10 protein-coding genes are annotated in these 13,028 nt (G+C 61.2%); 6 read left to right on the top strand and 4 right to left on the bottom strand.

The window, feature by feature from the left end; genetic code table 11:
• Positions 1-255 precede the first annotated feature (255 nt).
• From G9X67_RS11255 to G9X67_RS11245, 3 genes are all read left to right on the top strand, one after another.
• Positions 256-2,130, top strand: a complete 1,875-nt coding sequence (locus G9X67_RS11255) for a HAMP domain-containing methyl-accepting chemotaxis protein (RefSeq protein ID WP_138329263.1) — start codon at positions 256-258, stop codon at positions 2,128-2,130.
• 60 nt (positions 2,131-2,190) lie between these two features.
• Positions 2,191-2,772 (top strand): hypothetical protein, encoded by a 582-nt coding sequence (locus tag G9X67_RS11250; RefSeq protein ID WP_138329262.1) that lies wholly within the window; start codon positions 2,191-2,193, stop codon positions 2,770-2,772.
• A 327-nt stretch (positions 2,773-3,099) separates the two neighbouring features.
• A complete protein-coding gene (locus G9X67_RS11245; RefSeq protein ID WP_138329261.1) occupies positions 3,100-4,161 on the top strand; it encodes a 3-deoxy-7-phosphoheptulonate synthase in 1,062 nt (353 codons plus the stop codon).
• On the opposite strand, the gene G9X67_RS11240 is transcribed toward G9X67_RS11245, so the two are convergent.
• Both G9X67_RS11240 and G9X67_RS11235 read right to left on the bottom strand, forming a co-directional pair.
• Positions 4,158-4,985 carry a TolB family protein gene (locus G9X67_RS11240; protein WP_138329260.1) on the bottom strand — a complete coding sequence of 276 codons (828 nt, stop codon included), beginning with the start codon at positions 4,983-4,985 and terminating at the stop codon, positions 4,158-4,160. The two genes, G9X67_RS11245 and G9X67_RS11240, sit on opposite strands and share 4 nt — an antisense overlap.
• Positions 4,986-5,047: 62 nt before the next feature.
• Positions 5,048-6,727 (bottom strand): NAD+ synthase, encoded by a 1,680-nt coding sequence (locus tag G9X67_RS11235; protein ID WP_138329259.1) that lies wholly within the window; start codon positions 6,725-6,727, stop codon positions 5,048-5,050.
• A 192-nt stretch (positions 6,728-6,919) separates the two neighbouring features.
• Between G9X67_RS11235 and G9X67_RS11230 the strand changes: the two genes are divergently transcribed.
• Positions 6,920-7,450, top strand: coding sequence for a DUF1003 domain-containing protein (locus G9X67_RS11230; protein WP_138329258.1), 531 nt, complete (start codon positions 6,920-6,922; stop codon positions 7,448-7,450).
• Here the strand turns inward: G9X67_RS11230 and G9X67_RS11225 are convergent.
• Entirely contained in the window at positions 7,447-7,845 is a 399-nt protein-coding gene (locus G9X67_RS11225) for a GFA family protein (protein WP_138329257.1), read from the bottom strand. The two genes, G9X67_RS11230 and G9X67_RS11225, sit on opposite strands and share 4 nt — an antisense overlap.
• A gap of 295 nt (positions 7,846-8,140) precedes the next feature.
• Between G9X67_RS11225 and G9X67_RS11220 the strand changes: the two genes are divergently transcribed.
• Positions 8,141-9,979 (top strand): ABC transporter ATP-binding protein, encoded by a 1,839-nt coding sequence (locus G9X67_RS11220; protein ID WP_138329255.1) that lies wholly within the window; start codon positions 8,141-8,143, stop codon positions 9,977-9,979.
• Positions 9,980-10,067: 88 nt separating this feature from the next.
• On the opposite strand, the gene G9X67_RS11215 is transcribed toward G9X67_RS11220, so the two are convergent.
• Complete coding sequence (locus tag G9X67_RS11215) at positions 10,068-11,441, bottom strand: 3-deoxy-7-phosphoheptulonate synthase class II (protein ID WP_029875504.1); 1,374 nt, start codon at positions 11,439-11,441, stop codon at positions 10,068-10,070.
• A gap of 213 nt (positions 11,442-11,654) precedes the next feature.
• On the opposite strand from G9X67_RS11215, the gene G9X67_RS11210 reads away from it, so the two are divergent.
• On the top strand, positions 11,655-12,938 hold the full coding sequence (locus tag G9X67_RS11210) for a pilus assembly protein TadG-related protein (RefSeq protein WP_138329253.1): 1,284 nt from the start codon (positions 11,655-11,657) through the stop codon (positions 12,936-12,938).
• Positions 12,939-13,028: the final 90 nt, after the last annotated feature.

Raw genomic sequence — 13,028 nt, 5'->3', positions numbered from 1 at the left:
TGCTTGGCGCGAAGGAAGCACTCCTCCTCCGATTCGCAAGGTTCGGCGCCGGCGAAAGCTACACGCGTGTGTTCCAGCATCTCATTCCACTTTATGATTTATTCACATATCAAATACACACTGCGTTTGCGCGTTTTGGGTTGCAATCCGGACATGGGCATGAGGGCTCGTGATGTGACCGTCAGCGCGGATGCCCGTATTGAGACGCCGGTCGGGAACATATCCGACTGAGCCGCAATTCTAGGCCGCCGCGGAATGTTCCAATTTTTGAAAACGATGCCTCTGACAGCCAAGCTGGCGGCGATTATCGTTGCCGTCAACCTCTGCGGCATTTCCGCTTTCGCCACCTATACGTGGATGTACGAAACCCGGGCATTGATCGATGGCGCCAAGGCGAATTGGTCCAAGGATGCGGAGCAGTTTGCCTCTCTGGCCGCGGGCGGCGTGAAATGGGGGAAGGCGAACGCCGTTCGCGAGGCTTATTCGCTCTACCGCGACGACCCCTCGCTCGATCTTGTGCAGTTTGCCGCATTCAACGCCGAACCTGCCGCCGTCGATACCTGGGCGCGCGATGGCGTCAGTGGTTTGCCGGCACCAGCCGATCTGGTGAAGAGCCTCGGCGCGAAACCGGAAAAGACGACCATCGATGACGGTAGAATATCTGCCGGCGTGGTGACGATCATCGCGCCGCTCCCGCTGGATAAGTCGGGCAAGGCCACCGGTTACATCGTCACGAACTGGTCCGTCGAAAAAATCGCTTCCGAAGTCAGGCAGAAAGTTCTCATTTCGCTGCTCACGCAGTCCGCGATCACCGCCATGGCCGTCGTTGCCTTCCTTCTCGCCATGCGCAGCCTAGTCGGCCGGCCCATCAGGGTAATCAGCGAACGAATCAGCGCGTTGCAGAAAGGCGATCTGGTCTCTCCCGTCACCTACAGGGAAAATGGCGACGAGATCGGCTTTCTGGCGCGTGCATTGGAGGTTTTCCGTCACGAGGCGATTGCGAAGGTCGAGAGAGAGCAGGCCGCTGCCGAGCAGAGTGCTTCGCTCGACGCCGAACGGGCGCGCAACGCATTGTTGACCGAAGAGGCCAGCAACACGCAACGGCTGGTCATGAACGCTCTCGCAAATGCATTGGAAGGGCTCGCCGCCGGCGACTTCTCGATACACCTGGCCGACGTCGGTCCAGAATTCGATAAATTGCGTCAGGATTTCAACAACATGGTCAATGCGGTCGCGGCCGCTCTAACAGAGATCAAGACCGCTTCCGTGGCGGTTGAAACCGGCTCCAGCGAGCTGGCGACCTCCGCGGATCAACTCGCCAGGCGGACCGAGCAACAGGCAGCAGCATTGGAACAGACCGCTGCGGCACTGGATGAGGTGACCACAACGGTCAGAACATCGTCGCAGCGAGCCGAAAATGCCGGGCAGCTGGTCGAGGAGACAAAGCGCAGCGCCCATGTCTCGGCGACCGTGGTGCGTGATGCGATCGGGGCGATGGACCGGATTCAAACCTCGTCGAGCCAGATCGGCCGCATTATCGGCGTCATCGACGAAATCGCCTTCCAGACGAACCTGCTGGCGCTGAACGCCGGTGTCGAGGCGGCGCGCGCCGGCGAGGCCGGCAAGGGTTTTGCGGTCGTTGCGCAGGAAGTGCGTGAGCTCGCCCAGCGGTCGGCAAATGCCGCCAAGGAAATCAAGAACCTGATCAACGTATCCGGCCAGGAAGTTGCCGCGGGCGTCGGGCTGGTGAACCAGACCGGCGATGCCCTGCTGAAGATCGAGGAGCAGATCAACCGCATCAGCGACAGCATCGCTTCCATCGTCCAATCCTATCGCGAACAGGCGACAGGCCTGCAGGAAATCAACAGCGCGATCAACCAGATGGATCAGACAACACAGCAGAACGCGGCGATGGTCGAGGAAACCAACGCGGCCTGCCACGAACTGCTGTCGCAAGGACGCCTGCTGCAGGACTCGGCCGGCAGGTTCATCGTTGGCGCGTCTGCGGCCAGCCCGCCCAAAGCCGTTCAACCCACCCGCCAATCTCGTCCCGAGCCGAGAGCCTTCGCGCAGCGGCATGCAGGAAATGCTGCCGTTGCCGCTGCTCCCGGAGCCTGGGAGGAGTTCTGACGTCGTCAGCATCCGATAAACCTTAGTTCTCAGCAACCTATAATCAGGAAGGAAACACTTATGAAGAAAATCGTGCCCGCATTTCTTTTGGCCTGCACCGCATTTGCCATGCCCATGGGCGTATCCATGGCGCAGGATGCCAAGCTTGCCCCGATCTCCGACTACGTGACAAGCGACGTCAAGCCCTGGCTTAACGACCCCGCCATCATCGAGGCTGTCAAGGCGCAGAACGCTGCCAACGCCAATCTCAGCGCAGCCGATGTCGACGCCCTCGACAAGAAGTGGCGTGCCGAAGTCGATGGTTCCGACCACTCGATGATCGACGGCGTGCTCAACAATGGCCTGTCGAAATTCCTTCAGGGAAAGAAGGAGGCTTCCGGCGGCAAGATCACCGAGATCTTCATCATGGATGCAAAGGGCCTGGACGTCGGTCAAAGCGACATCACATCCGACTACTGGCAGGGCGACGAGGCCAAGTTCCAGAAGTCCTTCGGCGCCGGCAAGGATGCCGTCTTCGTCGATGAGATCGAAAAAGATGAATCGACCCAGACGCTCCAGTCGCAGGCAAGCGTGACGATATCAGACGACACGGGAACACCGATCGGTGCCATCACCGTCGGCGTGAACGTCGACGCCCTCTGATCTCAAAGACCCTGAGCACGTCGCACGAGTGAGATCGAGTGCGACGTGCTTCCTGCCCCGGTGGGTGTAGCTCGCGCAAGAGCAGTTGCTGTCCCCAGGAGCGTCCGGTTTAGGCAGAAAAATCTGCGTGACAATGCGCGGGCGTGACGCTACATCAGCCTCATGTCGATCACGTCAATCAACGCCTCGCGATTTTATTGGTACCGCTGCTCTCAGCGGATGCGGGTCCATGCGTAACTGAATTCGACGCGACGACAACCCGAACAGCCGCTAGTCTACCTGGCGGCTTTTTTGTTCCGCACGGTATGACCAAACAGGAGCCATACCGTGTCTGATGCCATTGATGATCTACGTATCCTCGAGATCACGCCCCTCACCAAACCCGCCGATATCCTCGCAGAAATTCACCGCGATACTGCCGTCACCGAGACCGTGACCAGCAACCGCGATGCGATCCACAAGATTCTCCGTGGCGAAGACGATCGCCTGATTGTCGTGATCGGCCCCTGCTCCATCCACGATCCGGTTGCCGCCCGGGAATATGCCGCGCGGCTCGAGGAACAGCGGCGGCGCTTTGCCGGCGATCTCGAGATCATCATGCGCGTCTACTTCGAAAAGCCCCGCACGACCGTCGGCTGGAAGGGCCTGATCAACGACCCGCATCTCGACGGCAGCTACCGCATCGAGGAAGGGTTGAGGATTGCGCGACGGCTGCTGCTCGATATCAATGCAATAGGTCTTCCGGCTGGCGTCGAATTCCTCGACACGATCACACCACAATACATCGCCGACCTCGTCAGTTGGGGCGCGATCGGCGCACGCACGACCGAAAGCCAGGTGCACCGGCAGCTTGCCTCCGGCCTTTCCTGCCCGATCGGCTTCAAGAACGGCACCGACGGCGGTGCACGTGTGGCGCTGGATGCCATCCTTGCAGCCTCACAGCCGCATCACTTCCCAGCTGTGACCAAGGACGGCCAGGCGGCCATCGCCTCGACGACGGGCAATGAGGACTGCCACATCATCTTACGCGGCGGCAAGCGGCCGAACTATGAAGCGGCCGACGTCGAAGCGGTCACCGGCGAAGCCGTCAAGCTCGGCGTCGCCCCGCGCATCCTCATCGATGCCAGCCATGCCAACAGCGGCAAGGACCCAATGAACCAGCCGCTTGTCGTCAAATCCGTGGCCGCGCAGATTGCCGCCGGCAACAACGACATCAAGGGCATGATGATCGAAAGCAACCTCGTCGCCGGCCGCCAGGACCTCGTTCCCGGCAAGCCGCTGGTTTACGGCCAGTCCATCACCGACGGCTGCATCGACTGGGACATGTCGGTTGCGGTGCTGGAAGACCTGGCAAAATCCGCCCGCGAGCGCCGCCAGACCCGCACTTAAGCCGCCGGGAAATAGCGGACATAGGCGAATTCTTCGCCGTCAGGAGACCAGCAGGGCACGTTGATCGTGCCCTGCCCCCCGAAAAGCTCGAACAGCGTCTTCAGATTGCCGCCGTCCATGTCCATCAGCCGCAGCCGCACGTCGAGATCGCGCGGATGGTCGAAAACGGACGGGTCGTAAGACAGGAGCAGCACCATGTCGTTGTTGGGCGACGGATGGGCGAACCAGTTGCCCTGATTGTCCGAGGTCACCTGTTCGAGCCCGGTGCCATCGGGATGGATGCGCCAGATCTGCATCAGCCCGGTGCGGCTGGAATTGAAATAGATCCATTGGCCGTCGGAGGAATAGTCCGGTCCGTCATTGCGGCCCTCGCCATGCGTCAGCCGCGTCTCGGCGCCGCCGTCGACGGAAATGGTGTAGATATCGAAGAGGTCGTCGCGGATGCCGCAATAGGCGAGCTGGCGCCCGTCCGGCGACCAGCCATGCCAGTAGGATGGCAGGTTCTCGGTGATCAGCCGCGGCGTGCCGCCTTCGATCGGCAGGATATAGATCGCCGACTTGCCGAATTCGGTCTTGTCGGAAATGACGATCTCAGTGCCATCGGGCGAAATGCCGTGATCATTGTTGCAGTTGACGGCAAAGCCGGTATCGACCGTGACCACCTCGCCGCCGTCGAGCGGCAACCGGTAAAGCAGCCCGTCGCCGTTCAAGAGCAGGGTGGAACCATCAGGCGAGAAGTTCGGTGCCTCCACCAGCCTGTCCGTCTGCCAGACCTCGCGGGCCCTGCCCGTCCTGACATTGTAGATCTCAACTGAGCTGCGCATGTTTCCTCCCGAAAAGCTTGATGCCGTCAGCGATCTCGATTGCGTCAGCGATCTCGATTGCGTCAGCGGTCCCTGAACCGGTTGGTGATCGGATAGCGCCGGTCGCGGCCGAAGTTCTTTTTGGTGATCTTCACGCCGGGCGCCGATTGCCGGCGCTTATATTCGGCGAGATAGAGCAGATGCTCGACCCGGTGAACGGTCGCAACATCATGGCCGCGCCCGACGATCTCCTCGACCGCCATTTCCTTTTCCACCAGGCATTCGAGAATATCGTCGAGAACGGGATAGGGTGGCAGCGAATCCTGGTCCTTCTGGTCGGGACGAAGCTCGGCCGACGGCGCCTTGTCGATGATATTCTGCGGGATCACCTCGCCCGACGGTCCCAGCGCACCCGGCGGCACGTTTTCGTTGCGCCAGCGGGAAATCGCATAGACCTGCATCTTGTAGAGGTCCTTGATCGGATTGAAGCCGCCGTTCATGTCGCCGTAGAGCGTGGCATAACCGACCGACATTTCCGACTTGTTGCCCGTCGTCACCACCATTGAGCCAAACTTGTTGGAGATCGCCATCAGGATGACGCCGCGCGCCCGGCTCTGCAGGTTCTCCTCGGTGATGCCGCTATCCGTGCCTTCGAAAAGGCTGGCGAGCGCGCTGCTGAAACCCGTTACCGGCAGTTCGATCGGCACGATATCGTAGCGGCAGCCGAGCGCCTTGGCGCAATCGGCCGCATCCTTCAGCGAATCCTCGGAGGTATAGCGGTAGGGAAGCATGACGGTGCGCACCCGCTCCTCGCCGAGCGCATCGACAGCGATTGCCGCACAGATCGCAGAATCGATGCCGCCGGAAAGGCCGAGCACCACAGTTTTAAAGCCGTTCTTGTTGACGTAGTCGCGAAAGCCGAGCAGGCAGGCGCGGTAATCGGCCTCTTCGCTTTCAGGGATATGCGCCATCGGCCCTTCGGCGCAATGCCAGCCGCCGTCGCCGCGCTTCCACGTCGTGACCGCCAGCGCCGTTTCGAACTGGCTCATCTGAAAGGCGAGCGACTTGTCGGCATTGAAGCCGAAACTCGCACCGTCGAAGACGAGTTCGTCCTGGCCGCCGAGCTGGGCGGCATAGATCAGCGGCAGGCCGGTCTCGATCACCTGCTTCAGCACCACCTGATGGCGGATATCGACCTTGCCGCGATAATAGGGCGAACCGTTCGGCGACAGCAGGATTTCCGCCCCGCTTTCGGCCAGCGTCTCGCAGACGCCGAGATCGCCCCAGATATCCTCACAGATCGGAATGCCTATGCGCACGCCGCGGAAATTCACCGGGCCCGGCATGGCGCCCTGGTCGAAGACGCGCTTCTCGTCGAACTCGCCGTAATTCGGCAGGTCGATCTTGTCGCGCACCGCAATCACCTTGCCGCCGTCGAGCACGGCGACGGAATTATAGCGCCCGGTCTCGTCCTGCCGGGGAAAGCCGATGATGACGCCCGGCCCGCCATCGGCGGTATCGGCCGCGAGATTCTCGACCGCCTTCCAGCAGGCGCGGATGAAGGCTGGCTTCAACACCAGGTCCTCCGGCGGATAGCCGGAGATGAAAAGCTCGGTCAGGACGAGCAGATGCGCGCCCTCCCGTCCCGCGTCAATACGCGCCTCGCGCGCCTTGGCGAGATTGCCGGCGACATCGCCGACCGTCGGGTTGAGCTGGCCAATGGCGATGCGGAAGATATCAGAAAGGGCGTTTTCCTGTGTCATGTCATTTATTTAGCCTGCACCTTTCACGACCGCAACACGTTCGAGCCGAAAGCGGCACCTCCCGACGACGAAATTTTTATGAACGGATCACGCGTGGCTCCGCGCGGCACCGATACGCATTGCAATTTGCCTCCGGAGCGGAATACTGGCGCCGAAAGCGACCGCATCGATAACCGGTATCGGAAACAGGCAATGTCTAATCTTTCGGACTTCGTGCACCATCATTTCGACAAACCGGCCGACGAGCTCGGCGACGTCGAAAAGCGCGTGCTGGCGAAAGCGCACCAACGCAAGGTCATCTCGACCGACGTCAATGCCGCCTTATCCGCCGAGTCATCCTTCGGCGAGCGTATCGCCGATGGCATCGCCCGCGTCGGCGGCTCGTGGTCCTTCATACTCGCCTTCCTCGCCTTTCTCGCCGTCTGGACACTGATGAACACCATCGGTCTGGTGGCGAATCCCTTCGACCCATACCCCTTCATTTTTCTGAATCTGATCCTGTCGATGATCGCCGCCATCCAGGCGCCGATCATCATGATGTCGCAGAACCGGCAGGCCGAGCGCGACCGCTTCGAGGCCGCCAAGGATTATGAGGTCAATCTCAAGGCCGAGCTTGAGGTGCTCTCCCTGCACCAGAAGATCGACATGAGCGTGCTGACCGAGCTGACGGCGCTGCGCGAGGATGTGGCCCGTCTCACAGCTGCGCTTGCCGCCAAGGGCTAAACCGGATTCACCGCATATTGCGGCAAGCCGTCCGTTATCTCGTAGAAATCGCCCTGGTCGGCACAGTAGATATGATGGCCGAAGGCAAGGCCGCTCGGCGTATCGAAGGCGCCGGCCATCACCGAAATCTCCGCCGATCCGTCCGCCTGCCAGAACAGTGCGGAGCCGCAATTCGAGCAGAAGCCGCGCTGCGCCTCCTCGCTCGACCGGTACCAGCGCACCGCCTCAGTGCCATCAATCGAAAGAGCCAAGCGGGCCACGTTGACCGCGGCGTAGTAAAACCCCGTCTGCCGGCGGCACTGCGAGCAATGGCAGCCGACGACAGGTCCTGGCTTCGCCGTCGTTGAAAATCGCACAGCGCCGCAAAGGCAGCCGCCTGTATGCCGTTCGGTCATCATCGCCCTCCCGTTTATGACGGGACGTTGCCGCTGATCGCCCCCGGCGTCAAATCCATTCCGCTCAACGGAAGCATCAGAAATTTTGAAAATTGCCGGCCTTATGCATGCTTGGTCGGCTCGAGCACCTGTTGCTCGACGACAACAGCCGCCAACCCCATCTCATCCCGGCATTGAATCGCCGGCTGTTGTCGGCAATACTTAAGGTCCAATTCATTCGACCCCCGGGAGACTGACATGAGAGCGACCCTGTCCGAACAGAAAGGAAAAATCCCCCACAAGGACATTCAGCTTCATGAACATTTCGTTCTCCCGCGCGAGGAAAAGCTCGCGACGCCATAACCTCTTCCTGAAATTCTTCCGCGACGATGCGAATGCCGCCGACCGCGAGCGGCGTTGGTCGCGTATGCGCAAATTCCTCTCCTACTACCGCCCGCATCTGCCTTTGCTGCTGGCGGACCTGCTTTGCGCCATCCTGGTCGCCGGCACCGCGGTCGCCTTGCCGCTCTGCGCCAATATCGTTACCAGCAGGCTTCTGGCTCTGCCCGACGCGCCGCAGGCCTTCGCACAGATCCTGGCAATGGGCGGCATTATGCTGGCCGTTCTGGCGGTCCAGATCGTCGCCATCTTCTTCGTCGATTATCGCGGCCACGTGATGGGCGCGCGCATCGAAGCGACGGTGCGGCAGGAACTCTTCGAGCATTGCCAGAAGCTCTCGTTCAGCTTCTACGACCGCCAGCGCACCGGCCAGCTGATGAGCCGCATCACCAATGACAGCCTGTGGCTGGGCGAACTCTTTCATCATGGCCCCGAGGATCTTTCCATCGCCGTACTCAAATACGGCGGCGCCATACTGGTGCTGTTCTTCATCGATCCGCCATTGGCAGCCCTGATCCTGCTGCTCACCCCGGTGGCGGTCGCCTATGCGCTCTATTTCAACCGCCGCATGAACCGCGCGCTCGAAGCCAGCAAACGCCAGATCGCCGCCGTCAACGAACGCGTCGAGGACGCTCTTGCTGGCATCCGCGTCGTCCAGTCCTTTGCCAACGAGGCGCTGGAGAAGGAACGCTTTGCCGAACAGAACCGGCGTTTCCTGCAAAGCCGCGCCGAGGGCTACCGCAGCGAGGCCTGGTTTTCGGTCGGCACCGAAACCTTCGCCCAGCTCGTCACCATATTGGTGATTATCGTCGGCGGCCTGCGCATCCTGGCAGCGGAGCTGACCGTGCCTGATATGCTGACCTTCCTGCTCTGCGTCGCCGTGCTGGTCGATCCTGTGCAGCGGCTGGCGAATTTCGTGCGCCTCTGGCAGGAGGGTTACACCGGCTTCGTCAGGGCCATGGAGATCCTGGAGATTGCCCCTGACATCACCGATCGGCCGGAAGCGCGGCCGATGCCGGCGCCACGGGGCGAGATCAGTTTTTCCAACGTCGCCTTCGGTTACGAGGCCGATGGCCCGCGGGTGCTCGAGCAGCTGTCGCTCACCATCGCCCCCGGGGAGTTCGTCGCCCTGGTCGGCCCGTCAGGGGTCGGCAAGAGCACGCTTTGCGCGCTGATACCGCGTTTCTACGATGTCGAGGCCGGGGCAATCCAGATCGATGGCATCGACATCCGCGATGTGACGCTGGCCTCGCTCCGGCGCCATGTCGGGGTGGTGCAGCAGGATGTCTACCTGTTTGCCGGCACGGTGGCGGAAAACCTGCGTTATGGCCGGCCCGACGCCAGCGATGCCGAGCTGGAGGCCGCCGCGCGCGCCGCCAATGCGCACGACTTCATCATCGCCCTGCCCCATGGCTATGACACCGATATCGGCCAACGCGGCGTCAAACTCTCGGGCGGCCAACGCCAGCGCATCACCATCGCCCGCGCCTTCCTCAAGAATCCGGAGATCCTGATCTTCGATGAGGCGACCAGCGCGCTCGATAACGAGAGCGAACGGGCGGTGCAGCAGGCGCTGCTCAGCCTGGCGAACGGCCGAACCACCCTGGTCATCGCCCACCGTCTGTCGACCGTCCGCCATGCCGACCGCATCCTGGTCCTGACGGCTGATGGTATCGTCGAACAGGGCACACATGACGAGCTCATGGCGCAAGACGGCGTCTACGCCAATCTGCACAGCGTCCAGGCCAGCATCTGAGTGCAGCATATGACGCCGAGTGAAGGGCAAGGCCAGTCAACAAAAAGCCCGGCGGAACCGGGCTTTTATCATCTGTTTTGGCCTAATCTCAACCGTTGGCGACCATCCGCTTTTCGTCGCGGCCGCCCTTCATGCGCTCGGCAAGCAGGAAGGCGAGCTCGAGCGCCTGGTCGGCGTTGAGGCGCGGATCGCAATGGGTGTGGTAGCGGTCCTGCAGGTCTTCTGCGGAGACCGCGCGGGCGCCGCCGGTGCACTCGGTCACGTCCTTGCCGGTCATCTCGATATGGATGCCACCCGGATGCGAACCTTCGGCGCGGTGGATCTGGAAGAAGCTTTCGACTTCCGACAGGATCCGCTCGAAGGGACGGGTCTTGTAGTTGTTGAGCGTGATCGTGTTTCCGTGCATTGGATCGCAGGACCAGACGACCTTGCGGCCCTCGCGCTCAACGGCGCGAATGAGCTTCGGCAGGCTGTCGGCGACCTTCTCATGGCCGAAGCGGCAGATCAGCGTCAGGCGCCCGGCTTCGTTGGCCGGGTTCAGGATGTCGATCAGTTGCAGCAGGTCGTCGGCCTGCAGCGACGGACCACATTTCAGGCCGATCGGGTTCTTGATGCCGCGGCAATATTCGACATGCGCATGGTCGGCCTGGCGCGTACGGTCGCCGATCCAGATCATGTGGCCTGACGTTGCATACCAGTCGCCCGAGGTGGAATCGACGCGGGTCAGCGCCTCCTCGTAACCGAGCAGCAGCGCCTCATGGCTAGTGAAGAAATCGGTCTCGCGCAGGCTCGGATGGTTTTCCGAGGTGATGCCGATCGCCTTCATGAAATCCATGGTTTCGCTGATCCGGTCGGCAAGCTTGCGGTAGCGCTCGCCCTGCGGGCTGTCCTTGACGAAGCCGAGCATCCACTGATGCACGTTTTCGAGATTGGCGTAACCGCCCATCGCAAAGGCGCGCAGCAGGTTCAGCGTCGCAGCCGACTGGCGGTAGGCCATGGCCTGGCGTTCCGGATTCGGAATGCGCGACTCCTCGGTGAACTCGATGCCGTTGATGATGTCGCCGCGATAGGCCGGCAGCGTCACGTCGCCCTGCTTCTCGACATTCGACGAACGCGGCTTGGCGAACTGGCCGGCGATGCGGCCGACCTTGACGACCGGCAGCTGCGCACCGAAGGTCAGCACCACGGCCATCTGCAGGAAGGCGCGGAAGAAGTCGCGGATATTGTCGGCGCCGTGTTCGGCGAAGCTCTCGGCGCAGTCGCCGCCCTGCAGCAGGAAGCCGTTGCCTTCGGCGACATTGGCGAGATGCTTCTTCAGGCGGCGCGCTTCACCTGCAAAGACAAGCGGCGGATAGCTGGCGAGCGTGGCTTCCGTTGCCGCCAAAGCGGCTGCGTCGGGATATTCGGGAACCTGCAGGATCGGTTTTTGCCGCCAGCTGCTCGGGGTCCAATTGTCTGCCATCTCACTCACCTGTTCTCACATCCATACCTCAGGATGCCCTCAATATGCGGCGGCTTATAGACCTTTAGGTCAGGCTTGCAAAGACCATTCGCCGACAGTTGTCGCCTCGCCGCCGGCCCTGCTCTGGTTAAACCAGCATATACCATGTCGATTTTCCCATATTTTAGACTTTCAATGTAGAACCGGAGAGAGTTTCAATTTCGGGGACATGGCATGACAATCCTTCCGCCCGGCTTCATATCGGACCGCTCGGGCAATTTCGGCATCATGACGGCACTGCTGGTGGTGCCGCTCTTCGGTGCGGCCGGCATGGCGGTGGATTTCGCCCACGCGCTCAGCTTGAGGACACAGCTCTACGCCGCTGCCGATGCCGCCGCCGTCGGTTCGATCGCGGAAAAATCCGGCGCGGTCGCAGCCGCCATGACCATGAGCGGCAACGGCACGATCTCGCTCGGCAAGGACGACGCCCGCAATATTTTCATGTCTCAAATGTCCGGGGAGCTGACCGACGTTCATATTGATCTCGGCATTAATGTCACCAAGACCGCCAACAAGCTGAATTCGCAGGTTTCCTTCAGCGCGACCGTGCCCACCACCTTCATGCGCATCCTGGGCCGGGACTCGATCACGATATCGGGCGCGGCAACTGCCGAATATCAAACCGCCGCCTTCATGGATTTCTACATCCTGCTCGACAACACGCCTTCCATGGGCGTCGGCGCAACCGCGAATGATGTTTCCAAGCTGCAGGCCAAAACAGGCTGCGCCTTCGCCTGCCATCAGATGGACCAGAGCACCAACAACTACACCATCGCCAAGAGCCTCGGCGTCGCTATGCGCATCGACGTGGTGCGCCAGGCAACCCAGGCGCTGACCGATACGGCCAAGACCGAGCGCGTCAGCAGCGACCAGTTCCGCATGGGCGTCTATACTTTCGGCACCAAAGCCGAGGACGCAAAGCTGACGACGATCTCCAGCCCCACCTCCGACCTGACGAAGGTGAAGAATTACACCGACACGGTCGACCTGATGACCATTCCCTACCAGAATTACAACCAGGATCAGCTCACGAGCTTCGATAGCGCCCTGACGCAGATGAATACCATCATCGATCCGGCCGGCGACGGCACGTCGAATATCAGCCCCGAAAAGATCCTGTTCTTCGTTTCCGATGGCGTCGGCGACAGCTACAAGCCGTCGACATGCACCAAGAAGACGACCGGCGGCCGCTGTCAGGAACCGATCGACACCTCCTTCTGCAAGCCGCTGAAGGATCGCGGTGTCAAGATCGCCGTGCTCTACACAACCTACCTGCCGCTGCCGAGCAACGATTGGTACAACAAATGGATCAGCCCCTTCCAGAGCGAGATTCCGACGAAGATGCAGGCATGCGCTTCGCCCGGCCTCTATTTCGAGGTGACGCCGACCCAAGGTATCGCCGATGCGATGAAAGCACTTTTCCTGAAGGTCATCCGCTCGCCGCGCATCACCAGCTAGCGCATCGGCCCGAAAATCGGAATCGATTTTCGGAAAGCACGATACGTAGTTCAAAGAGTTAGAGCGTCCTTTGTGCGTCCGAAAGGACGC

This window comes from Rhizobium sp. WYCCWR 11152, assembly GCF_013087615.1.
In the GTDB taxonomy this organism is placed as follows: domain Bacteria; phylum Pseudomonadota; class Alphaproteobacteria; order Rhizobiales; family Rhizobiaceae; genus Rhizobium; species Rhizobium indicum.
Note: the sequence above shows the minus strand (reverse complement) of the source record. Positions and strands in the feature narration are given on the sequence as shown.

Excerpts from the sequence above, each read along its gene's own strand:
- G9X67_RS11240 (WP_138329260.1), bottom strand. The coding sequence starts at position 4,985 with ATGCGCAGCTCAGTTGAGATCTACAATGTCAGGACGGGCAGGGCCCGC.
- G9X67_RS11215 (WP_029875504.1), bottom strand. The coding sequence starts at position 11,441 with ATGGCAGACAATTGGACCCCGAGCAGCTGGCGGCAAAAACCGATCCTG.
- G9X67_RS11255 (WP_138329263.1), top strand. The coding sequence starts at position 256 with ATGTTCCAATTTTTGAAAACGATGCCTCTGACAGCCAAGCTGGCGGCG.
- G9X67_RS11225 (WP_138329257.1), bottom strand. The coding sequence starts at position 7,845 with ATGACCGAACGGCATACAGGCGGCTGCCTTTGCGGCGCTGTGCGATTT.
- G9X67_RS11235 (WP_138329259.1), bottom strand. The coding sequence starts at position 6,727 with ATGACACAGGAAAACGCCCTTTCTGATATCTTCCGCATCGCCATTGGC.
- G9X67_RS11250 (WP_138329262.1), top strand. The coding sequence starts at position 2,191 with ATGAAGAAAATCGTGCCCGCATTTCTTTTGGCCTGCACCGCATTTGCC.
- G9X67_RS11230 (WP_138329258.1), top strand. The coding sequence starts at position 6,920 with ATGTCTAATCTTTCGGACTTCGTGCACCATCATTTCGACAAACCGGCC.
- G9X67_RS11220 (WP_138329255.1), top strand. The coding sequence starts at position 8,141 with ATGAACATTTCGTTCTCCCGCGCGAGGAAAAGCTCGCGACGCCATAAC.
- G9X67_RS11210 (WP_138329253.1), top strand. The coding sequence starts at position 11,655 with ATGACAATCCTTCCGCCCGGCTTCATATCGGACCGCTCGGGCAATTTC.